At 58.1% G+C, this 19,093-nt stretch carries 26 protein-coding genes; 10 read left to right on the forward strand and 16 right to left on the reverse strand.

Translation table 11 applies throughout. The features are described 5' to 3' along the window. Positions 1-33: 33 nt before the first annotated feature. Positions 34-510 carry a nuclear transport factor 2 family protein gene (locus tag BTN45_RS08520; protein ID WP_207587199.1) on the reverse strand — a complete coding sequence of 159 codons (477 nt, stop codon included), beginning with the start codon at positions 508-510 and terminating at the stop codon, positions 34-36. A gap of 12 nt (positions 511-522) precedes the next feature. After that, positions 523-1,134 carry an NAD(P)-dependent oxidoreductase gene (locus BTN45_RS08525; RefSeq protein WP_207587201.1) on the reverse strand — a complete coding sequence of 204 codons (612 nt, stop codon included), beginning with the start codon at positions 1,132-1,134 and terminating at the stop codon, positions 523-525. A 145-nt stretch (positions 1,135-1,279) separates the two neighbouring features. Here BTN45_RS08525 and BTN45_RS08530 point away from each other — a divergent pair, with 145 nt between their 5' ends. Beyond that, positions 1,280-1,663, forward strand: coding sequence for a helix-turn-helix domain-containing protein (locus tag BTN45_RS08530; RefSeq protein WP_004442667.1), 384 nt, complete (start codon positions 1,280-1,282; stop codon positions 1,661-1,663). A 39-nt stretch (positions 1,664-1,702) separates the two neighbouring features. Here the strand turns inward: BTN45_RS08530 and BTN45_RS08535 are convergent, their stop codons facing one another. Together BTN45_RS08535 and BTN45_RS08540 are read right to left on the reverse strand one after the other, a co-directional pair. Beyond that, complete coding sequence (locus tag BTN45_RS08535; RefSeq protein WP_137069271.1) at positions 1,703-2,125, reverse strand: GNAT family N-acetyltransferase; 423 nt, start codon at positions 2,123-2,125, stop codon at positions 1,703-1,705. Positions 2,126-2,227: 102 nt separating this feature from the next. After that, complete coding sequence (locus BTN45_RS08540) at positions 2,228-2,581, reverse strand: DMT family protein (protein ID WP_003507620.1); 354 nt, start codon at positions 2,579-2,581, stop codon at positions 2,228-2,230. Between the two features lie 265 nt (positions 2,582-2,846). Between BTN45_RS08540 and uvrB the strand changes: the two genes are divergently transcribed. Continuing rightward, the gene (uvrB, locus tag BTN45_RS08545; protein ID WP_207587204.1) at positions 2,847-5,816 is read left to right on the forward strand and encodes an excinuclease ABC subunit UvrB; all 2,970 of its coding nucleotides are present in this window, start codon (positions 2,847-2,849) and stop codon (positions 5,814-5,816) included. A gap of 90 nt (positions 5,817-5,906) precedes the next feature. Here the strand turns inward: uvrB and BTN45_RS08550 are convergent, their stop codons facing one another. Next, positions 5,907-6,503 (reverse strand): hypothetical protein, encoded by a 597-nt coding sequence (locus tag BTN45_RS08550; protein WP_246751629.1) that lies wholly within the window; start codon positions 6,501-6,503, stop codon positions 5,907-5,909. A gap of 198 nt (positions 6,504-6,701) precedes the next feature. Between BTN45_RS08550 and BTN45_RS08555 the strand changes: the two genes are divergently transcribed. Continuing rightward, on the forward strand, positions 6,702-7,652 hold the full coding sequence (locus tag BTN45_RS08555; protein ID WP_207589694.1) for an alpha/beta hydrolase family protein: 951 nt from the start codon (positions 6,702-6,704) through the stop codon (positions 7,650-7,652). A 40-nt stretch (positions 7,653-7,692) separates the two neighbouring features. On the opposite strand, the gene BTN45_RS08560 is transcribed toward BTN45_RS08555, so the two are convergent. After that, positions 7,693-8,112 (reverse strand): DUF1801 domain-containing protein, encoded by a 420-nt coding sequence (locus BTN45_RS08560; RefSeq protein WP_077987502.1) that lies wholly within the window; start codon positions 8,110-8,112, stop codon positions 7,693-7,695. Positions 8,113-8,252: 140 nt separating this feature from the next. Here BTN45_RS08560 and BTN45_RS08565 point away from each other — a divergent pair, with 140 nt between their 5' ends. Both BTN45_RS08565 and BTN45_RS08570 read left to right on the forward strand, forming a co-directional pair. Further along, the gene (locus BTN45_RS08565; protein WP_004442682.1) at positions 8,253-8,708 is read left to right on the forward strand and encodes a PRC-barrel domain-containing protein; all 456 of its coding nucleotides are present in this window, start codon (positions 8,253-8,255) and stop codon (positions 8,706-8,708) included. A gap of 155 nt (positions 8,709-8,863) precedes the next feature. After that, positions 8,864-9,475 (forward strand): DUF922 domain-containing Zn-dependent protease, encoded by a 612-nt coding sequence (locus BTN45_RS08570; protein ID WP_207587206.1) that lies wholly within the window; start codon positions 8,864-8,866, stop codon positions 9,473-9,475. A gap of 7 nt (positions 9,476-9,482) precedes the next feature. Here the strand turns inward: BTN45_RS08570 and BTN45_RS08575 are convergent, their stop codons facing one another. Then, a complete protein-coding gene (locus BTN45_RS08575) occupies positions 9,483-10,085 on the reverse strand; it encodes a J domain-containing protein (RefSeq protein WP_006700361.1) in 603 nt (200 codons plus the stop codon). A gap of 394 nt (positions 10,086-10,479) precedes the next feature. On the opposite strand from BTN45_RS08575, the gene BTN45_RS08580 reads away from it, so the two are divergent. The 4 genes from BTN45_RS08580 (at position 10,480) to BTN45_RS08595 (ending at position 12,844) form a co-directional block, all read left to right on the forward strand. Next, complete coding sequence (locus tag BTN45_RS08580; protein WP_207587208.1) at positions 10,480-10,833, forward strand: nuclear transport factor 2 family protein; 354 nt, start codon at positions 10,480-10,482, stop codon at positions 10,831-10,833. A gap of 312 nt (positions 10,834-11,145) precedes the next feature. Then, positions 11,146-11,970 carry a hypothetical protein gene (locus BTN45_RS08585; RefSeq protein WP_207587210.1) on the forward strand — a complete coding sequence of 275 codons (825 nt, stop codon included), beginning with the start codon at positions 11,146-11,148 and terminating at the stop codon, positions 11,968-11,970. 407 nt (positions 11,971-12,377) lie between these two features. Continuing rightward, positions 12,378-12,677, forward strand: coding sequence for a hypothetical protein (locus BTN45_RS08590; RefSeq protein WP_207587212.1), 300 nt, complete (start codon positions 12,378-12,380; stop codon positions 12,675-12,677). Continuing rightward, on the forward strand, positions 12,674-12,844 hold the full coding sequence (locus BTN45_RS08595; RefSeq protein ID WP_207587214.1) for a hypothetical protein: 171 nt from the start codon (positions 12,674-12,676) through the stop codon (positions 12,842-12,844). The genes BTN45_RS08590 and BTN45_RS08595 overlap by 4 nt, the downstream gene beginning before the upstream one ends. Here BTN45_RS08595 and BTN45_RS08600 read toward each other — a convergent pair. From BTN45_RS08600 to BTN45_RS08625, 6 genes are all read right to left on the reverse strand, one after another. Further along, on the reverse strand, positions 12,841-13,122 hold the full coding sequence (locus BTN45_RS08600) for a DUF982 domain-containing protein (RefSeq protein ID WP_207587216.1): 282 nt from the start codon (positions 13,120-13,122) through the stop codon (positions 12,841-12,843). The genes BTN45_RS08595 and BTN45_RS08600 overlap by 4 nt on opposite strands. A gap of 30 nt (positions 13,123-13,152) precedes the next feature. After that, complete coding sequence (gene ligD / locus BTN45_RS08605) at positions 13,153-14,208, reverse strand: non-homologous end-joining DNA ligase (RefSeq protein WP_207587218.1); 1,056 nt, start codon at positions 14,206-14,208, stop codon at positions 13,153-13,155. A 65-nt stretch (positions 14,209-14,273) separates the two neighbouring features. After that, the gene (locus BTN45_RS08610; RefSeq protein ID WP_207587220.1) at positions 14,274-14,603 is read right to left on the reverse strand and encodes a hypothetical protein; all 330 of its coding nucleotides are present in this window, start codon (positions 14,601-14,603) and stop codon (positions 14,274-14,276) included. After that, the gene (locus tag BTN45_RS08615; protein WP_112668420.1) at positions 14,587-15,012 is read right to left on the reverse strand and encodes a hypothetical protein; all 426 of its coding nucleotides are present in this window, start codon (positions 15,010-15,012) and stop codon (positions 14,587-14,589) included. Before BTN45_RS08615 ends, BTN45_RS08610 begins: the two co-directional genes overlap by 17 nt. A gap of 78 nt (positions 15,013-15,090) precedes the next feature. Continuing rightward, positions 15,091-15,405, reverse strand: a complete 315-nt coding sequence (locus BTN45_RS08620; RefSeq protein ID WP_207587222.1) for a hypothetical protein — start codon at positions 15,403-15,405, stop codon at positions 15,091-15,093. Then, positions 15,402-16,220: a glycoside hydrolase family 108 protein gene (locus tag BTN45_RS08625; RefSeq protein ID WP_207587224.1), complete on the reverse strand. Its 819-nt coding sequence runs from the start codon at positions 16,218-16,220 to the stop codon at positions 15,402-15,404. The genes BTN45_RS08620 and BTN45_RS08625 overlap by 4 nt, the downstream gene beginning before the upstream one ends. 215 nt (positions 16,221-16,435) lie before the next feature. Here BTN45_RS08625 and BTN45_RS08630 point away from each other — a divergent pair, with 215 nt between their 5' ends. After that, positions 16,436-16,888: a hypothetical protein gene (locus BTN45_RS08630; protein WP_207587226.1), complete on the forward strand. Its 453-nt coding sequence runs from the start codon at positions 16,436-16,438 to the stop codon at positions 16,886-16,888. Positions 16,889-16,937: 49 nt separating this feature from the next. On the opposite strand, the gene BTN45_RS08635 is transcribed toward BTN45_RS08630, so the two are convergent. Genes BTN45_RS08635 through BTN45_RS08645 form a run of 3 tightly spaced genes read right to left on the reverse strand, consistent with a single transcriptional unit; the run spans position 16,938 to position 19,092 of the window. After that, the gene (locus tag BTN45_RS08635; RefSeq protein WP_207587228.1) at positions 16,938-17,309 is read right to left on the reverse strand and encodes a hypothetical protein; all 372 of its coding nucleotides are present in this window, start codon (positions 17,307-17,309) and stop codon (positions 16,938-16,940) included. Further along, complete coding sequence (locus tag BTN45_RS08640) at positions 17,306-18,865, reverse strand: fusion protein (protein ID WP_207587230.1); 1,560 nt, start codon at positions 18,863-18,865, stop codon at positions 17,306-17,308. The genes BTN45_RS08635 and BTN45_RS08640 overlap by 4 nt, the downstream gene beginning before the upstream one ends. Next, a complete protein-coding gene (locus BTN45_RS08645; RefSeq protein WP_207587232.1) occupies positions 18,865-19,092 on the reverse strand; it encodes a hypothetical protein in 228 nt (75 codons plus the stop codon). Before BTN45_RS08645 ends, BTN45_RS08640 begins: the two co-directional genes overlap by 1 nt. Position 19,093 lies beyond the last annotated feature (1 nt).

The following is a 19,093-nucleotide window of genomic DNA, read 5'->3' on the forward strand; positions in this document are numbered from 1 at the left end:
CGGCGTGCCCGCCTGCCTCAAAAGTTCGTCGCCTCAGAACATCGTATTGTTGTTCGCCGCCGTCTCCGGCACGGGCTGGATTACATCCCAATGCTCGGTGATCTTGCCATCGGTCACCCGAAAAATATCGACGATGGCCCTGCCCCGGTCTCCGTCCTTTTCTGTTGAATGAATATGCAGATAGACAAGGTCGCCATCCGCGGCGCTTCTCACGATCCGCGCCTTGGACTGCGGGTTTTCCTTGAAGTGGCCGATGAAGTAATCCACGAACGGTTTCTTGCCATCCGGAACCATGGGATTGTGCTGCTTGTAGCTGTCGACAATAACGGCAGCACCCTTTTCCACTTCGTGCTTGTTGAAGACGGTATCGTAAAACTCGATCACCAGCTTGCGATTGGCCTCTTCCCGGGCGAAATCCCGCCCGGCGGTTTCGGCCAGCACCGGAACGGCTGTCAATGCGGGCGCAAGAGCGAGAGCGGCGATGGCGAGACGACGTGTCATGACATTCATGGGTGATACCTCTCAATAACCGACGGTGAAGCGCTGGCGGGAATGCTGCGGCTTCTCGATTTCATCGACAAGCGCAATCGCGTAGTCTTCGAAGGAAATGCGGCTACCCTCTTCATTGCTCAGAAGATTGTCCTTGCCGATGCGGAATTTGCCCGTTCTTTCACCCGGCACGAACTCGGCGGAAGGCGAAAGGAAGGTCCAGTCGAGCTGCTTTTCCTGTTTCAGCAAATCAAGAAACTCCGCACCCTTGGTGGCCTCGGCCTTGTAAGCGGCAGGAAAATCCGGCAGGTCGACGACACGCTGGCCGGGCGCGATTTCAAGACTGCCGGCACCACCGACCACGAGGTAGCGTGGAACGCCAGAGGCACGCACGGCCTCGATCAGCGTCACCGGGTCGCTCGCCGTGAAATGCACCGAACTGATCACGGCATCGTGACCTGCAAGCAGTTTTGAAAGTCCGGCTTGATCGAAGACATCGCCTTTCTTTGCAACGACGTTCGGCAGGGCGGCAATCTTTTCGGGGCTGCGGGCAATGGCCGTAACATTATGCCCCCGGTCGGAAAGTTCCTTGAGAATACGGGACCCGGCATTGCCGGAAGCACCGATGAGCGCGATTTTAGCCATGGCTTCTTCCTTTTGTTGCTATTGTCGTTGGTCTAAATAATAGACCGAAAGAAAGAGCTATGGTATCGCGTCCCCGGCCGCAAGAAGTCAGCAGCCGGTGATCTGGTCACATGGCGATGACCTGCAAGGATATGGGGTAATCGAAATGTCGGATACGCAGACGAAAGAAATCTTCGACTTCGAGCAGCCCTGCCCCATCCGGGATGTGCTGGACCGCATCGGAGACCAATGGAGCCTTCTGGTTCTCGAAGCGCTGCAGGGCGGCGTGCTGCGCTTCAACGAGTTGAACCGCAGGATTGACGACATTTCCAAGCAGATGTTGTCCCGTACGCTGAAGCGGCTGGAGGAGGATGGATTCATCCGGCGCACGCTTTATGCCGAGGTGCCGCCGCGCGTGGAGTATGAGCTGACAGGTCTTGGCCGCTCGTTTCTGGTACCAATGCAATTGCTGGTCCAATGGGCCGACGAAAACCACGTCCGCATCTGCAAGGCCCGCCTGCAATATTCCGAAAACGACAATCGCAGCTGACCATCAGAGCAATACCTGACCGGCAGCGGCACGCCGCATCTAGTCCAGTCGGTAAACCTTGCAGACCAACCCTTCCGGCTGGCGGTAGGTCATGAAGCCCATGGCATCATAATAACTCTGCCCGAGCGCATTGTCCGCGCCGATGCTGGCGTCGATATTCTTAAGGCCCCGCGCCTCCGCCGCCCTGCGCGTCGCGGCGAAGAGGGCGGATCCAACGCCTCTTCGCGCCGCCTGCGGACTGACATGGGTGCCGATGATGCCCCACCCTTCCGCCACGCCATAGGGATTGTCCGCCCGTGCATAACGCAGCGACTGGAAGCCCAGGATATGCCCGTCTTCATCCTCCGCGACCGAACACTCGATACGGTCGGCGTGCTGGATGTAATTCTCCAGCACCGCCGCGACGTCCGTCGGCGCTTTTCGAAGGCCGGCCGCGAATATGTCGTTTTGAACCGCTGCCATTCCCTTTGCATCGTCAAGTCTTGCAGGCCGTATTTTCATCGATACATCACCTCTTGTCCGTTGCGATGGTTCTGGGCAGGCAAAGCGCGAGTCTCCTCTTATTCAGGACCGGAAAATGAAGGAAGCACCGAAAGCGATCAGCGCAAAGCCGATGACGTGGTTGATGGTGATGCTTTCCTTCAGCCAGAAGATCGAAAACAGCGCGAAGACCGCGAGCGTGATGACCTCCTGAATGGTCTTGAGCTGTGCGGTGGAGTAAACCTCCGAACCGATGCGGTTCGCGGGAACGGCGAGCACATACTCGAAAAAGGCGATGCCCCAGCTGGCGACAATCGCCAGAAAGAGCGCGCTGCCCTTGTGCTTGAGGTGGCCGTACCAGGCGAAGGTCATGAAAACATTGGAGGCGATGAGCATCAGGACAGGCCAGATGTGGGCAGGGCTGATTGAGAACGGCATGATGGGTCCTGGAAAAAAGAGGGATGTCGTAAAATGCAGCGGAAGAAGGCAGTCTGAGGGGATCCCTCATCCTGCCGTAATGGATTTGCTCTAGCGCATCCGGCCGAAAACCGGAATCGATTTCTACGGATCGCGGCAAGGCCGTGTTCAGCCGCTACGCAACGCATCCGGCGGAATTTTGTTCCGCATGCGCCGTTTCCTTTTTGTACTCATTTTTTCACTGTCTCCCCTTCCCTTTGCGCGTGACTCTCTCCATATTTCGCCCATGGCCAGATCACCGAAAAACTCCACCTCCTCGCCCTCGGGCTTCGAGGAAGCTCCGCAATCGTCATTCGAAGGCGCGCCGCTCGGCGGCAGCGTTGCCGATTGGGTCAAGCAACTTGAGGCGGAAGCGGAAGCATCCTCCGTGGAGACCCAGCGCGAAATCGCTTCGAAGGCGGGCAAGCACCGCAAGAAGATCGAAATAGAAGCGCGCAAGGAAGCGGAAAAAGCCGCCACCAAGACGGCGAAAAAGACCACCGCGTCAAAAACGGCACGCGGCGTTTCGATCGGCGCGTCGAGCGATCCGAAAACGCGCGCCGCCGCGGGTCTCAATCCTGTGGCAGGGCTCGATGTCTCCTTGGAGGATGCCCAGTCCCTGGCACCGGGCGCGGTGACGGCGACGGTGGACGCGCTTTCCAAACTGATTGAAAGCGGCAACCCGCTCTTCAAGGATGGCAAGCTGTGGACACCCCACAGGCCGGCCCGTCCGCCGAAATCGGAAGGCGGCATCGCCATCGAGATGGTGACGGACTACAAGCCATCCGGCGATCAGCCGACCGCCATTGCCGATCTCGTCGAAGGCCTCAATTCCGGCGACCGCTCGCAGGTGCTGCTCGGCGTCACCGGCTCCGGCAAGACCTTCACCATGGCCAAGGTGATCGAGGCCACACAGCGCCCGGCCGTTATTCTGGCGCCCAACAAGACGCTGGCGGCCCAGCTCTATTCCGAATTCAAAAACTTCTTTCCAAACAATGCGGTGGAGTATTTCGTTTCCTATTACGATTATTACCAGCCGGAAGCCTATGTGCCGCGTTCCGACACCTATATCGAGAAGGAATCGTCGATCAACGAGCAGATCGACCGTATGCGCCACGCCGCAACCCGCGCCATTCTCGAACGTGACGACTGTATCATCGTCGCTTCGGTTTCCTGTATCTATGGTATCGGTTCGGTCGAGACCTATACGGCCATGACCTTCCAGATGCAGGTGGGCGACAAGCTGGATCAACGCCAGCTTCTTGCCGACCTCGTGGCCCAGCAATACAAGCGGCAGGACATCAACTTCGTGCGCGGCTCCTTCCGCGTGCGCGGTGATACGATCGAAATCTTCCCCGCCCACCTTGAAGATGCGGCCTGGCGCATTTCCATGTGGGGTGACGAGATTGAATCCATCACCGAATTCGACCCGCTGACCGGCCATAAGACCGGCGACCTGCAATCGGTGAAGATTTACGCCAATTCGCACTATGTGACACCGCGCCCGACGCTGAACGGCGCGATCAAGTCGATCAAGGAAGAGCTGAAGCTGCGCCTCGCCGAGCTTGAAAAAGCCGGCCGCCTGCTGGAAGCCCAGCGTCTGGAACAGCGCACGCGCTACGATGTCGAGATGCTGGAGGCTACGGGCTCCTGCGCCGGCATCGAAAACTATTCACGCTATCTCACCGGCCGCAATCCGGGCGAGCCGCCGCCGACCCTGTTCGAGTATATTCCCGACAACGCGCTGATCTTCATCGACGAAAGCCACGTCACCGTTCCTCAGATCGGCGGCATGTATCGCGGCGACTTCCGCCGCAAGGCAACGCTGGCCGAATATGGCTTCCGCCTGCCCTCGTGCATGGACAACCGTCCCCTGCGCTTCGAGGAATGGGACGCCATGCGCCCGCAGACCATTTCCGTCTCCGCCACCCCCGGAGGCTGGGAAATGGAGCAATCCGGCGGCGTTTTCGCCGAACAGGTCATCCGTCCGACCGGCCTCATCGATCCTCCGGTCGAAGTCCGCTCCGCCCGCACCCAGGTGGACGATGTTCTCGGCGAAATCCGCGAGACCGCCGCCAAGGGCTACCGCACGCTCTGCACCGTGCTGACCAAGCGGATGGCCGAAGACCTCACCGAATATCTGCATGAACAGGGTGTCCGCGTTCGTTACATGCACTCCGATATCGACACGCTGGAGCGCATCGAGATCATCCGCGACCTGCGGCTCGGCGCTTTCGACGTGCTCGTCGGCATCAACCTGCTGCGCGAGGGTCTCGATATTCCGGAATGTGGTTTCGTAGCCATCCTCGACGCAGACAAGGAAGGCTTCCTGCGCTCGGAGACCTCGCTGATCCAGACCATCGGCCGCGCCGCCCGTAACGTCGATGGCAAGGTCATCCTTTATGCCGACAATATCACCGGTTCGATGAAGCGGGCGATGGAGGAAACCTCCCGCCGCCGTGAAAAGCAGATGGCCTATAACCAGGAACATGGCATCACGCCGGAATCGGTCAAGGCGAGGATCTCCGACATTCTTGATTCCGTGTATGAACGCGACCACGTAAGAGCCGATATTTCAGGCGTTTCCGGCAAGGGCTTCGCCGATGGCGGTCATCTGGTCGGCAACAATCTCCAGGCGCATCTCAACGCGCTGGAAAAATCCATGCGCGACGCCGCAGCGGACCTCGACTTTGAAAAGGCAGCCCGTCTGCGCGACGAAATCAAACGCCTCAAGGCAGCCGAACTTGCCACCATGGACGACCCCATGGCCAAGGAAGAAGCACGTGCGGTCGAAGGCGGCGGGAAAAACAACAGACGGAGCCACTTGTCGATTTCCCCCGTTGAGGGGGAGACATCCGGCAGGGCAGACGGGGATGCCGCTTCCACGAACGAAAGCGGGAAGTCTCTCTTCGCCAAACCTTCGCTGGACGAGATGGGTCCGGGCTCCGACGCAGGAAAACCGCTTTTCCGCAAGAACACGCTGGACGAGATGACCGTGGGTCGGACCGAAAAGCCCGTAAGGGGCGCGGTGCCCGATAAGCCCGCGACCGAACCCGGCAAGAGGTTCTCCCCGTTGCTGGAAGGCCAGCCCGAACGCGCCACGGACGATCCGCGGCCGCTGGTCCGTGGCAAGATCGGCGCCGGTTCCTATGAAGATGCCGGCGAGCAGAAGCGCAAAAGCCGGACCAAGGGCAAGACTGGCCGTCCGGGCCGCTGATGCGCTTTGTGCAAAGCCCGCCTGACATGAACAGCGGCTAAGGCTCCCATCGTTCATGTCAGCGCCGTCTGCGCATGCCGGCGGCGCCTGTCAGCCTTCACAAGGCGTGATCAGCGACTTGACCGCGGTTGCCCCGAACAGCTTGACCAGATTCGCATCAAGCGATGTGGGAATATAGTCTTCGTTTTCCGCCGGTTTCATATAGATCGAGGAATAGATCGGGCCAGCGGGAAACGTGCCTTTGAAGCAGGCTTTCACGATCTTGATCTCAGTACTGCCTCTGATACGGGGACCCTGAGCGCGGGAACGGCGCACCCGCTCCTGTAGCTCCGCGAGCCTTCCGACGTCTTCGGGCTTTACCCGCCATACGCTCGCCAACATACCATCCCGTTTTTCCGGCCGGAATTTAGCGAGCGCAGCCGCATCCGTATCCGCCACCAGCGCGTAGGTCGCAACGGTTTCTTCGGGCGCGCCGTCTGTCCTGCTCCGGGTGATCATCACGGCGTCACCGGACCGGAGGAAAAGATTGGCTGGCAGTTGCAATCCGACCCGCACATGCCCGAAATCCCTCGTCAGAAAATCCTGCCGCATCAGCTTGGGAATGCTGGAAATCGGTACGGTCATGCAACCGGCGAGGAACAGGAGAAAAACAGACAGGCAGGCAGAACGCGATAATAGCAATGTCATCCTGTTGGAACCTGAAAAAAGCAGCTTAATGAAGTGGGCTTGTCAAACCACGTTTGCGGCGCCGCAATCGCCAGACCGCGCGCAAACTTGCGCGAACAGCATTGCCGTAACATTATGAAATCAGGAACGCGTAGGCCCGGGAACGTTGATCGTTTTCGGGAATGATGACAGGAGAGCCATGTGTATCGAAAAAAACTTATGGCCTTCTGTCTGTTCATGTCCTCCGGTTCAGCCTTCGCCGGCCATATCGAAGACGCCACCTTTCACAGCGCCGCCCTGAACGCGCCGCTCCCTGTCAATATCTATCGCCCCGAAGGTCCGCCGCCCGAAAACGGCTGGCCTGTACTTTACCTCCTGCACGGCCACGACGGCGACCAGAACAGCTGGCGCGATCTCGGCAATATCGAAAAGACGCTTGATACGCTCATCGAGGCTGGCACCATCCGCCCTCTGGTTGTCGTGATGCCCGGCGTGAAAAACAGCTGGTATGTGGATTCTGCCGCCGTCGGCGGTCCCGGCGATTACGAGACCGCCCTCACCGGCGATCTGCGCCACCAGATCGAAAAAACGCTGCCGGTGCGAAAAGATCGTCAAGGCCGCGCCATTGTTGGCCTTTCCATGGGCGGTTTCGGCGCCCTGCATCTCGCCTATGGCCACGAGGACCTCTATGGCGCCGTCGCCAGCCTGTCGGGCGCCATCTGGCAAAACGTGCCCGCCTCCGATCTCGACAAGACACCCGCCGAACTCAAGCTCATTCAGGACAGCGCCTTTTTCCACCGCGTCGACCGCACCACCGTCACCAGCGGCATCGTGCTTCCCTCAACCGGTGATCATTTCTCCGGCGCCTTCGGCACCCCTTTCGATGCACGTCTCTTTAACGAAAAGAATGTCTTTACCCTCGTCGCACAGCATGTCGCAGAAAGTCAGGATCTCCCCGCCACCTATTTGACTGTGGGAGATGACGATGGCTTCTTCCTCTGGCGCGGTGCCATTGCCCTGCATGAGACCCTGCAGGCGGACAATCGCAAATCCGAACTGCGGGTGACGGATGGCGACCACGTCTGGGCCGTGTGGAAGGTTTCGATCATTGATGCGCTGAAATTCATCGACGGAGAGTGGGACAAGACAGCGGATGCCAACCGCTATTAAATCACGATCTGTCGTTCTTTGCCGGTGACACCGCCCGGCTTTATCCCCGCTTCTTTCCGCTTTTTCCGGCCACGTTCAACGCCACCGCAGCGCGGATCAGCGCTGCCAGCGCCTCCTCATCAACGACATCGCCCTCGTGAAAATCGATGGCGCGCCGCGTGTTGCCCTCAAGGCTCGAATTGAACAGGCCTGACAGGTCCTCCAGAGAGGCGCCCTTCGCAAATGTCATCTTCACCGCGCTTTTATAGGTTTCGCCGGTACAGAGAATGCCCGCATGCGACCAGACCGGAACGCCGCGCCACTTCACCTCTTCCACCACTTCCGGATCGGCCTTCTGGATCACCGCGCGAACACGCGCGAGCGTCTCGCCGCGCCAGTCGCCCAGCTCCGCGATCTTCCGGTCGATGAAGTCTGATGGTGCGGTCTGCTCCGCATCTTCAGTCACCGTATTTTTCGCCATGACATCCTCCCGATTTCGACGCACGCCTGTTTCTTTTTCACCATAGACCAAATTTTCCTGTCATCCCATGAGGAACCAAATCCGCTCTTTGCCGTTTCTTCCCCGAACGCAATGTTCAGCATAAAAAGGGAAGAAACATCATGAAAATCAATGTCATCGCTCTCGCTGCCGCAGCAGCGCTCTCCTCTTCCGTGGCATTTGCCCAGACGGCTGCCACGGCTCCTGCTGCCGGCGCGGATGCGACCTTGTCGGGCCCCGGCATTACCATGGGTACGAAGGCAACCGGCCCGCTGAAGTTCGTCAACGTCCAGAAGACCGATCTCACCGCTTCCCAGCTTGATGGCATGGATATCTATAACGCCCAGAATGAAAACATCGGCGAAATCGAAGACGTCGTGATCGGCGATGGCAAGGCGGTGATCGGCCTCGTGGCCAGCGTCGGCGGCTTCCTGGGCATCGACAAGAGCTACGTGGTGCTCGATCCGGCCTCCGTGGCCGTTCATAATGACAACGGCACATGGAAGGCCTTTGTCGATACCACCAAGGATGCACTGCAGAACGCTCCGAAGCTCGATTACGACAAGCTGGACGACTGATTACCCCTGCAGTCGAGGCTTGTCCCCCCGCGCTCCGGCGCGGGGGTTTTCATGCGTGGAAGTCTGAACATCAGGCAGCATTCCCACCGCCCGCACCCTTGCCTCACTGCCCGCCTCTCGCCTATCTTCGGCGCGCAACCTGCAAGGATCGATGCGTGCCCGTCAACAGTCTCCCCAAATTCACCGTCACCGCCGCAATTATGTTGCTGAGCGCTCTCCCGCTATCAGCACAGTCCATCGGCTGGAAACCCGCCGAGCAGATAAAGACCTATGCCGTCAGCGGCAATACGGGCGGTGCGCTTTATCAGTCCATCGGCGAGCGCGGCCCGACTGCGGGCGTGCAGGCCATTGCCCACACCACCTTCAAGCTGACGTGGCGGAGAGACTACCGACCGCAGCCCGACGGTGCCTGTGTGCTGGCCAGTGCCAGACCCAATCTCACCATCATCTACACCTGGCCAAAGGCGCCTGCCCATCTGCCGGCCGCCGTCGCTGCCAGCTGGAAGACCTTCATTTCCGGGGTGGAAACCCATGAGCGAGTTCATGGCGAGCACATTCTCGATATGGTGAGAAAGATCGAAGCCTTCAGCACCGGGCTACGGGCGGAAGACGATCCCAAATGCCAGAAGGTGCGCGCTGTTCTGCAGCAGAGGTTAGGTGAGCTTTCCAACGAGCAGCGCCAACGCGGCCGAGATTTCGACCGGGATGAACTGTCCCCGGGCGGGCGGGTTCACCAGCTCATACTCGCCCTCGTCAACGGCCCATGACAGGCAGTTACTCCGCCGCCTCGCCCTTCAGCAACGGCTCGGCGAGCGTCACGCTCTCCAGCTCGTAGGAATAGCCCTCGAGCATGGTATAGGCCTGTTCTATCGCCTCGATCTGCGCCTCCGCGTTGCGTATGGCTTCGGCTATGGACTGGCTTCGGGCGCGGAGCATCGAACTCAGCACATCGGTTTCCGGCTTCCGTCCGAGACGGTCCATATGTTTACGCACCCGGGTACGGTGCCGTTCGAGTTCCAGAATATGGAAGCGGCTTTTCAGAATATCGTCGGTCAGCTTCCGGCGCATGGCAGCCACGGGATCAAAACTGCCGGGTTCCCGCTCATCCAGAATGAATTCATTGACCAGCGTTTCCAGCATCAGCAGGCCCTTGAGATCCTTGGCATCGGCAAGCTGCGGATCGTAACCCGTGTCATCGAAGACCTTGCGGCGCACGGGATCTTTCAGAAGTTCATAGGCTGTCTGCAGGCGCGCGAACTGCTCGGCATCGCCACCGCTGTCGGGATGGGTAGCCTTCGCAACCTTGCGGTAGGCCGACTTGATCGCCGCCTCGTCGGCATCCCGCTCCACGCCAAGCAAAACATAGGGATCAATCACAAAAACACCTTCAAACGCAAACTGTTACCCGCACGCTGCTACCACTCTCAACCGGTCAGCAACCGGATCATAGGCCAAATCCGCCCCGTGCGGCACCCCGCGACGGCGCTTAAACCGGCAGAACACGAATTTACGCGCTCCCGCACGAGAGGGTCTCTCTGGCGAAAAAGCCCTTGATGCCGAAATTTGTCGGACCCAAGGCGACTATAACGACAGCCGGGACAAAATTGTGGACAGTGGCAGCAAAACGTCGACCGGCATCGGAACCGCCTCCAGCACGGGCCGCCACGAGAGATCGTCACGTGCCCCGAACAAGCGCATTTTCAGGAGGTTATGGTGGAATGTCGCCAAGGGGTGTAAGCTCCCCTTTTGGATCCGAGGGAGGGACGATCCGATGCCGCAAACCATTACCCAGACCGTGACGGATTATGTGCACGCCATGGCCTATGCGAGTGAAGGCCTGATGCGCGATGTTTTTGACCCGCGCGCCAGCATCGTCGGCACATTCGAAGGCGCGACTGAATGGCTGTCTCTGGAGGATTTTGTCGATCAGGTCCGCAAAACCGAACGCGGCCTTCCCGATCACGACCCCGCCTTCGAAATCCTCGGCATCGACAAGGAGGGAGACAGCGCCTCGGTAAAGCTGACAACCCGGTTCGACGGTATGGATTTTTACGAATATCTGTCCCTGCTGGAGCACGACGGCAACTGGACGATCGTGCACAAGCTCTATCACATAAAGCCATAGCCGCTGCACGAACATCAGTCGTACAGTGCGTATGAAAGACGGGCCAAATCCTTGAAAATACTGGTGCCCCCGGCAGGGTTCGAACCCGCGACCCCCTGATTACAAATCCCATCGCACTTTCAATTATTTCAGGTGCGTAGGAAGGCTTAATTTGTAAAATTTAGCCTAAAATCGCCCAACGTTTCCAGTTGTGTCAAGGTAGTACTGTAAAATGAAATCCACAGAAAACGGTCTTTGTGGATAAGCCTCAATGATGCGTTGCAGGTCGTGCGCTCTGGGCAGCAAATTAAGGCACACGGAGGATAAGTCGCCATGAACGCCGAAGCGCTAAGAATTTACGAAGACCTGTCTAGTGTGGAGTCAGAGAAGCTTGATCGACTGACCCAACAGGCTATGACCAAATCGGTTAATGATGCAGTGGCGAGAGGAGCGCTCCACAGTTCCGCCGCGATAATCGCTGTTGTTAGAAACATTCGCGATGCACTGCCGCTGGAAGCCCAGACGGCTTTAACAATCCTCCTGCGGTCACTTGCAGCTCACGGCGTGCAACTAGATGACAGCAACAAGGACGCCGCCAAAGACCTGCTGACCCGACACATTCGCAGGCGCGAGAATGAATTGTTGGCACTCGCAAAGCAGATGCCGCCTCTGAAATCTCCGCACGCGACAGATGCGTTTTTCGAGGACTATCGGAGCGCCGCCAATTTAGAAATAAGAAGAGTCTCGGGTGAGCTAGATTTGATAGCCGCATCAAACGCTTCCCGGAAATCAGATGCGGCTAGGCCAGGTGAAAAGGACTCGTACGTTTTCAACGGTTCAGTCGGTCTCGTTCAAACCGGTGCAGGCAGCTTTGGCGTCGCAAACCAGATCGTTGACACCGAGGCAAGAGAGCAGATCATCGCCGCACTATCGAAAATCCAAGATTTGCTCGCGAAAAACCCGGGCGATGCAGATGACGAGATTGTGGAGCTTGTATCCGAGGCCAAGGCTGAAGCCCAGAAAGAGCGCCCCAACAACTCGAAGCTGAGGGCGCTAGCTAGTGGAGTAGGAAGCGCGATCTCCGTGTTGCCAAAGCTGAGAGAGGGTTATGACAGCCTAAAATGGGCGCTTGGGTTCATCGGAGTGAACTTGCCGTGAGATGGCGATGATGTTCAAAATACCTGGAGCATCCTGAAACGCGTAAGAGCGGCGCAGAAATCATTACGACAGCGGCGCTCTTGGGCCTCAGCGCGGATTATCTCGGGGGAAGTGACCGTTTCATAAAAGTGGGCGGCAGCAAGGTCGCTATCGGTAGACTCGACGACTATGTGCAGATGTTGCAATACGATCCTAATCAGCAACCAGATGACGATAGTTCAATCTAGTGCGGTCCCCACGTCCCGAACGGCGATTGCTTCCTGAAAATCCAGCCTTCCCGGGGCACACGGGCATATTTGTTCTACTTGAGTTCCGGCAAATTCAAGCAAAACGGTCCGCAATCGGTCCGCATGCGCGTTATGTTCCCGCCCGATTGACTCTTGCGCAGACAAGAACATAATAGGAACATGCTGAAAAGTGAGATCGATCAAAATTTCGAAAATTGGTGGAAGACTGTGAGGGGAGTAACCGAGCAGGACAAAGCCAGAATGCGCCTTGCTTTCGTCGCAGGATGCAAATTTGTCGACGGCGCCAAGCCCAAGCCCTACCGTTTTCAATCCGGCCGGTGGGTCGTGAGTGTTCAGGCGACATCGAAACGGGAGGCGAAGATCATCGCCGCAGCGAAGCTTACGCAACGCGCCACCAAGTTGAAGTCCTCTCCACCGCCCGGAGGCTGGCGACTGCGCGAGCTAGTGGCTGATCAATGAGCGACCAGACCAACAAAGCGGGCGACGGCATTCACGAGAACCACTGGTGCGAGCATCCGGGCTGCAAGCAGTGGGGTGGGTTCGGCTACAGCCGGTCGAAGGCCGAGAAATCATCCTGGCACTGCTGGGAGCACTACCCGCACAAGATCATCGCCCAGCGTGCCTAGGTGCCTATGTCGTCAAACCCGAGACCGTCATCATCTGGCGAGACTGATAGACCGGCCTCGTGAGAGGCTTCGACAAAAGCGAGGCGCGCATCTTCAGGTCGGTCGTCTAGCCCGTTTTCGAGAACCGCTGCGCAGACCATCAGAGCAGTAACGTACGCCTGCGATTCTGTGCTGCCGGGCCATTGGTGAAGAAGAACCCGTGCAAGATCAGTGACGGTTTCGAGGGTTTCGAAAGCACCCCAAAGGATCGTGATCGGCTCTATCCTGAATTCGCTCATGGGGCGAACCTACACGAAAAACGGCGGCGTTTAATCAAGACGGTACACGTCTGCGTTATCCTGTCTCTCCCTGAGCCCCTTATAGGCGGCATGGCGCAGTTTGCGATCGGGCGTCATCTGCCGAAACTCGATCTCCGCAATAAGCGTCGGTTGCACCCAAACGACCTCGCGCCGGCCGGAATGGACAACGGGCGGCTTCTTCTTACGCCATGGGAGCTTGTCGAGCGTGCGGCGGAGTTCGTTTGCCGCCCTCTCCTTAAAGCCCGTCCCAACGCTACCGACATACTGCAGTTCATCACCCTCATATGCGGCCAGCAATAGCGATGCAAAGCCGCCGCTGGCGGACATGGAGGGCTCATACCCCACGATCATGAACGGTTCCGACTGGACGCACTTCACCTTGATCCAGTCGCCAGTTCTACCGCTCCGGTAGGGGCTGTTTCGATCCTTACCGACGATGCCCTCCAGCCCGAGCCGACAGGCGTGCTCCAGCATCAGGCCGGGATTGTCGGTCTCTACCTCTTCCGATAGTCGGATGGCGCCATCGACGCCGGTCAGCATTTCTTCAAGCAGGTGCCGGCGACTGCGGTACGGCAGTTCGCGCAGATCGCGGCCGTCGAGATACAGAAGGTCGAATGCATAGAGAATGGCGTCCCCGGCCACTTTCTTTCCGCTGCGAGCGCCAACGGCACCTAAGCTATTTTGCAGCGCGTTGAAGTCAGAGCGCCCTTGTTCGTCCAGGACAACTGCCTCGCCATCAATAATGAATGATGCAGGGCCAAGGTCGCGGGCAGCCTGCTCGATAGCCGGGAAGCGCGCCGCCCAGTCGTAACCGCCCCGTGTCAGTATTCGCACGCCACTCGCATCGGCGTGAACCGCGAGCCGGTAGCCGTCCCACTTGATTTCCCATCCCCATTTGTCGCCATTAGGCGGCTTTTGTTTCAGCAGCGCAAGGGCGGGTTCGATACGCGCCGGCATCGGCTCCAGTGGCAACGCCGGCTGGGCCGGGTCCCGACGACGCCGTGGCCGAGAGCGGAGGGGTTCGTCGTGCCTCAGAAGAGGCTTTGAGGTTCTGGGCTTCTTCATGTGGGAAGCCTACAGGCGAACCGTTTACAAAATGTTCGATGTACGAACTGGCTGCGGCAAGATGTTCAAGGCCTTCTAGCAACCTCTCGCTGGATGCGGAGCTCTTCACGAATACGGTCCATCTCGATTGCCATATTTGAAAAAGACCGGCCCGAGTCTTTCATGGTCTCAGTCATTTCATGAACAGCGTCGGTGTGCGCCTCAAGCGCCCGCGTGGCGTTGTTGAGGGCTGTCGGGTCCACAATGACCGCCGCCACCTGCGCGGCCGCTGGTGAGGTGGCAGGAGCCGCTTTAGCACCTTGCCAAAGCCCGAGATACCGAACGCCAAAGATTATTGCGAGAGTTGCGCCGAAGGTGATGAGAGCGGGCGTCGGCAGATTAGCCAGCTGTTCCATTCCTGATTTCCCCTTGGTCGCGAGCGGCGCGGTTTATGTTAACGAGCTCGCCAAAAGCAAAAAGCGGATAGATGGCGATCCACGTGCTCACGACATCAGAGGATGCGAAGCCGTATGTTATGCCTGTCCAGATGATGCAGCCTACCCCAGCCGAAAACTGTCTGATCTGGGGCGTTACCTTCTCCTTGGCGCCATTGATGACCAGGCCAATGATGCGCAAGCATCCGACGATCGCCATGAGCCAGCCGAGGAACGGTTCCGATGGGAACAGCTCGCGGAAGGTGTGAAACTGCGGCAGATTGAATGTCTGCGTCGGCAAGAGCAGAACCCAGCCGAACCCGATCATGTGCATCGCCATGAACCACTCGGTCATTCTCGGGCCGAAGCGATGCTGGATGCGCACCCACATCCCAACGCCCCTGTAACCAGGCGCGCTCATTTCCAGCACCCTTGGCGGCTTCCATGCGCATTATGGCTTGCCACCTGGTTAGCGAACTGCCGATCGTCCGTTGTGATCTTTACTGCTGTTTCGAGCGTCGGCTGAAGCTTGCTCCACCCGGCGCACACATTCGAGACGTTCTTCGTCTGGCAGCCCGTAATGAGCGCACAGCTCAGCAGCAGCGGAAGAAGTGATTTCCACATTGGTATCGTTCCTTGATTGGAGGACTTGGACGGTCTTCGTCAGTGTCTCTGTTGCCATCTCGGCGCGCTGGACGCGCTTGCCTGCAAGGTACGAAGCAGTACCCAGCGCAGACGCGCACAGAGCGCCGATGGCGGCGATTTTCAGCCAATGGAGGATCATGCTGCCCTCACTCGCTTGACCAGATAGATGAAGCCGAGGATGCCGCCACCGATCATTAGCGCTGCGAGTGCCCACTGCACTGGGCCAGATCCGGCAAAGATTGCGCCGGCCGCCGACAGGAAGCCGCCAAGCGGTCCCCACGCTTCCGGCTTCTTGATCACCTCGATAAGTCCCGTGTCGCGAACATCGGCTTTTGCCTCGCCTTCCTCCGGCACTTTAACGTTCTTCACCATATCGACGCTAAGCGTGGCCATGCGGACGGCATTGCCGACAACACCGAGTTGATCGGCCCACTGCCCTTTTGGGTCCTTGCCGGTGACACGGATCGTCCAGCCACGGCCATTGACCGGGAAGCCGGTCTTTGCATTGGTCAGGCTGCGAAGATAGGCCATTCGCTCGTTGCAATAGGCGTGGATGAGCTTGGCGATGCCACCAGGGTACGCCTTGACGGCCGCCACGGTCTGCTCGCCCACGACGCCATCCTCGCGAACGCCGAGAACCTTTTGCAGGCGCCGGACTGCGGTTGCCGGGCCAGAGCCAACACCGAAGTCAAAGGCAGCGTAATCGAGGCCCTTCGGCAACAGATCGCCGCCGCTCTGCGTCCAGTATGACCGGCGATAGATTTCCGTAGCTTCCTCGCGCGTCATCGCCTTGACCTGTTCAGCCGTGACAGATGCAACGCCACGATGAGCCGCAAGCGTCTTGTGGGTGATGCCAAATTTGGTCGGGCCGCCCCGATCCGTCTTCGCATTCACGTAGCCGCCCTCGTGACCAAACATAAGGTCGAGAGCGACGGGAAGCGTTTCCCGAGCCATGATAATCTCCTGATTATTGATTGACGGCGAACGAGATGGTCGCCATAGGTGAACGCCGCGCCATGTAACGAGGCAACGGGATTGGAGCCCGTCGCTTACGAGGAGCGACGGGCTTCTTTATTTGTCAATTACGGGAGCCTGATTACCCTGCGACCAAGGTTGACTCTCGGCCTTGGACAACGTCTTGTTCGGGCGATGTCTTGGAGGGATAAGCTATGAAATGTAAACTTGCGATCGCATTGTCGGTATCCTTGGGGTCGAGCATTGCGCATGCCGAAGCCGATGCGAGGGCAATTGAATCTTGCAAAGCCGGAGGAAAAGCTTTCACTGAGGTCGCCGCTTGCCTTCCAGACGCAGACGTTGCCTATAAAACTCTCGATGCCTTTTCTGCGATCTATCCACAAGAGGCGCAGCCTTTGAAGGACAAATGTATCGAGCTTAATGCTGAAAACATCGTGGGTGCTGCGACTTGCGTGAACCAAGCACTTAAAACGTCACTCGATTTGAAGGCATCCCTTCCTAAAGGGCAAACCCTCGATGACAATCTTTTCGCTGCCGTCTCCGATCCGGAGCTAAAATCGAAGCTCGATGCAGAAATTAAGAAGGCTCAAAAGCTCTACCCCGAGAAACGGCTTTGGGGCGGGAACACTTATCGAGCCTATAAGTAGCGAAGGTTCCCGCCTGGTTTCCACCTGATTGTGGGTTATGGGTGCCGAATTACGCTACCGGCCAAGCAATCGGCGCGATCTCGCCAAGGAACTGCTCGACGGTCGGCTGCTGCCGCTGACCCGCCTGAACCTTGGCCAACTCGCCGTAAGCGTATGACCACACATTGTCGCGCCACGCTACGAAAGCCTGAGCCTCTGCGGCCCACTTCGGTTTGGTTGACGCCGTGTAGGAGGCCAACGTCACGCCGTCGCGGAACTGACGCTCACGCGCCGTACTGTCGACAAGGTTCTGGATGGCGTTTTCGTAGTCGGTGATGGTTGGTAGAGGGGTTGGGATTGCTTCGAGTTCGGCTATTTCCTCAGCCGTCATATCCCGGCAAACTCTTTCGCCGGTCTCGGCATCAAAAAAGGCAATCTTCATCCTCGAATCCCCTCAAGCAAAATTTGCCCATACAAAGCGGGCGATGACGATTGAATCCTTATCGCGTTCCTTGCTGTATTTGATGTCGATGTTCTGCTACCCATAGACCCAGCTACTCTTCCCGAGGAGTCCTGCCTCACATATTTTCCCGTTGAAAACATAACGACGTCCTTGTTGAATCCGCCAAGTTCAGTGACTCCAAAAAACTCACCGCCACCAAGATATATTCCCGCAAACGAAGAACTCGATGGAGTGCTGGTCGTAGTCGATCCATTGTAAAGGGCCTCACCCGTGGTGAATTGATAATCTAGCGCACCACTAAGGAAGCTATCGCCGTTATCGGAAGAAACCTGAATTACGAAATAAGCCCCCGCCGTAGCGATCATGCTCGTCGTAAACCTAAGCATAGTAAACGAAGATAGGTTTCTTATAATGTAGGATGATATACCGGAAATATTGATTAAGCCGATTGGCTCCCATCCGCCCAGAGCCTGACTTGCCTGTGCCGGTGTCAAAAACCTGATGCTCTTGCCTGTTGTACCGTTGGCGATAGCGAACTGCCCATCTACTGCGGACGCGGCGCCGACAACATCACCTGTCCCGGTTCCGTCCATCCCCTTACGCGCCAGCAGCCGCCAATAAGCGTCGCTTTCGGTCGGCAAAACAGGCGGCGCATTGCCAGACGTGGACTGCAGCGCAATCCACGTCGAGCCGTTGTTAAGAACAATATCATTGGTTTCGTATGCCGCAGCGCCGCTGTAAGCGCCGCGATCAACGACACCCGGAGTGCCGGAGCGAGCGAATAAGAGCCACTGCGTGTTCTCGGTCGTTGGAAGTGTGGGCGGTGCGTTACCCGTGGTTGCCACCTTGGCGATCCAAGTGGATCCGCCGTACTGCACGATATCGCGGATCGCGTAGGCCGTGCCTGCGCTGTAGTTGCCGCGCTGATTGACGCCAGCGGGACCGACAGGACCAGTCACGTAGGACGGTGCGCTCCAGTCGCCAGAGGTTGCCGAGTTCTTGAAATAGAGCGCCGACCGGCCATCCCCGATATCGATGACGAGAACGGAGAAGCCAGCAGCAGCACCGTTGTAAGCCGCCCTCCCCGCAAGGTTCGCCACCCAAGCGTCATACTGGACGCCCTGAACCAGAGCCGCCTTGTTGATGGTGCCGAAGACACCCGGCCCGATACCGATCGGGATATCGTCAGTGCCAACGGTAATTTCTGACAGACTGTCGAGGTTACCATTCGACAACGAAGCCAGCAGCCGGCGCATAGCTTCAACAGCGGCAATCGTAGGCGATGTCAGTTCGACCTTGTAAGGCGCGTCCGTCTGGGCTGGACCGGGCCAATCATCAGCAAGCAACAGTTCCGTGTCGCTGATAATCTGCTCGATGACGATCGGACGTCCAACATGAATGCCGAACTTGTCACCAACCTTGATTGGCGTCAGGCCGGCAACTTCCGTCAGCCAGCCGGTATCCGTGCCCATCACAGTGCGAGAGCCGACAGCGACGGTAGCCGTGCCGTCGCCGTACCATGTGGTGTTAGCCATTATTCGGATGCTCCGTTACCGGTGTCGACGGTATCGCCCTCACCTTTCGCAAGGCGCAGATCGGCCTCAAGCCCGTTGATCTTGTCAAGAAGGATCTGGTTTTCCTGCTTCTGCATAAGAAGCTGTTGCGAGAGCAGAAGCGTGCGGTTGACGAGAAACGCTTCGCGCACTTCCGCCTCTTGCAGGATGACAGAAGCGTCGACCTGCATCGTGTTGCCGGTTGTCATG

Source organism: Rhizobium sp. ZX09, from assembly GCF_017357485.1.
Classification (GTDB): domain Bacteria; phylum Pseudomonadota; class Alphaproteobacteria; order Rhizobiales; family Rhizobiaceae; genus Agrobacterium; species Agrobacterium pusense.

What these genes read in the sequence shown, in the direction of transcription:
- BTN45_RS08565 (WP_004442682.1), top strand. Translation starts at nt 8,253, where the DNA reads ATGAAAATCAATGTCATCGCTCTCGCTGCCGCAGCAGCGCTCTCCTCT.
- BTN45_RS08630 (WP_207587226.1), top strand. Translation starts at nt 16,436, where the DNA reads ATGAAATGTAAACTTGCGATCGCATTGTCGGTATCCTTGGGGTCGAGC.
- BTN45_RS08580 (WP_207587208.1), top strand. Translation starts at nt 10,480, where the DNA reads ATGCCGCAAACCATTACCCAGACCGTGACGGATTATGTGCACGCCATG.
- BTN45_RS08585 (WP_207587210.1), top strand. Translation starts at nt 11,146, where the DNA reads ATGAACGCCGAAGCGCTAAGAATTTACGAAGACCTGTCTAGTGTGGAG.
- BTN45_RS08595 (WP_207587214.1), top strand. Translation starts at nt 12,674, where the DNA reads ATGAGCGACCAGACCAACAAAGCGGGCGACGGCATTCACGAGAACCAC.
- BTN45_RS08610 (WP_207587220.1), bottom strand. Translation starts at nt 14,603, where the DNA reads ATGGAACAGCTGGCTAATCTGCCGACGCCCGCTCTCATCACCTTCGGC.
- BTN45_RS08625 (WP_207587224.1), bottom strand. Translation starts at nt 16,220, where the DNA reads ATGGCTCGGGAAACGCTTCCCGTCGCTCTCGACCTTATGTTTGGTCAC.
- BTN45_RS08525 (WP_207587201.1), bottom strand. Translation starts at nt 1,134, where the DNA reads ATGGCTAAAATCGCGCTCATCGGTGCTTCCGGCAATGCCGGGTCCCGT.
- ligD (WP_207587218.1), bottom strand. Translation starts at nt 14,208, where the DNA reads ATGAAGAAGCCCAGAACCTCAAAGCCTCTTCTGAGGCACGACGAACCC.
- BTN45_RS08555 (WP_207589694.1), top strand. Translation starts at nt 6,702, where the DNA reads ATGGCCTTCTGTCTGTTCATGTCCTCCGGTTCAGCCTTCGCCGGCCAT.
- BTN45_RS08530 (WP_004442667.1), top strand. Translation starts at nt 1,280, where the DNA reads ATGTCGGATACGCAGACGAAAGAAATCTTCGACTTCGAGCAGCCCTGC.
- BTN45_RS08600 (WP_207587216.1), bottom strand. Translation starts at nt 13,122, where the DNA reads ATGAGCGAATTCAGGATAGAGCCGATCACGATCCTTTGGGGTGCTTTC.
- BTN45_RS08550 (WP_246751629.1), bottom strand. Translation starts at nt 6,503, where the DNA reads ATGACATTGCTATTATCGCGTTCTGCCTGCCTGTCTGTTTTTCTCCTG.
- BTN45_RS08590 (WP_207587212.1), top strand. Translation starts at nt 12,378, where the DNA reads ATGCTGAAAAGTGAGATCGATCAAAATTTCGAAAATTGGTGGAAGACT.
- BTN45_RS08620 (WP_207587222.1), bottom strand. Translation starts at nt 15,405, where the DNA reads ATGATCCTCCATTGGCTGAAAATCGCCGCCATCGGCGCTCTGTGCGCG.
- BTN45_RS08640 (WP_207587230.1), bottom strand. Translation starts at nt 18,865, where the DNA reads ATGGCTAACACCACATGGTACGGCGACGGCACGGCTACCGTCGCTGTC.
- uvrB (WP_207587204.1), top strand. Translation starts at nt 2,847, where the DNA reads ATGGCCAGATCACCGAAAAACTCCACCTCCTCGCCCTCGGGCTTCGAG.
- BTN45_RS08520 (WP_207587199.1), bottom strand. Translation starts at nt 510, where the DNA reads ATGAATGTCATGACACGTCGTCTCGCCATCGCCGCTCTCGCTCTTGCG.
- BTN45_RS08635 (WP_207587228.1), bottom strand. Translation starts at nt 17,309, where the DNA reads ATGAAGATTGCCTTTTTTGATGCCGAGACCGGCGAAAGAGTTTGCCGG.
- BTN45_RS08540 (WP_003507620.1), bottom strand. Translation starts at nt 2,581, where the DNA reads ATGCCGTTCTCAATCAGCCCTGCCCACATCTGGCCTGTCCTGATGCTC.
- BTN45_RS08645 (WP_207587232.1), bottom strand. Translation starts at nt 19,092, where the DNA reads ATGACAACCGGCAACACGATGCAGGTCGACGCTTCTGTCATCCTGCAA.
- BTN45_RS08615 (WP_112668420.1), bottom strand. Translation starts at nt 15,012, where the DNA reads ATGTGGGTGCGCATCCAGCATCGCTTCGGCCCGAGAATGACCGAGTGG.
- BTN45_RS08560 (WP_077987502.1), bottom strand. Translation starts at nt 8,112, where the DNA reads ATGGCGAAAAATACGGTGACTGAAGATGCGGAGCAGACCGCACCATCA.
- BTN45_RS08535 (WP_137069271.1), bottom strand. Translation starts at nt 2,125, where the DNA reads ATGGCAGCGGTTCAAAACGACATATTCGCGGCCGGCCTTCGAAAAGCG.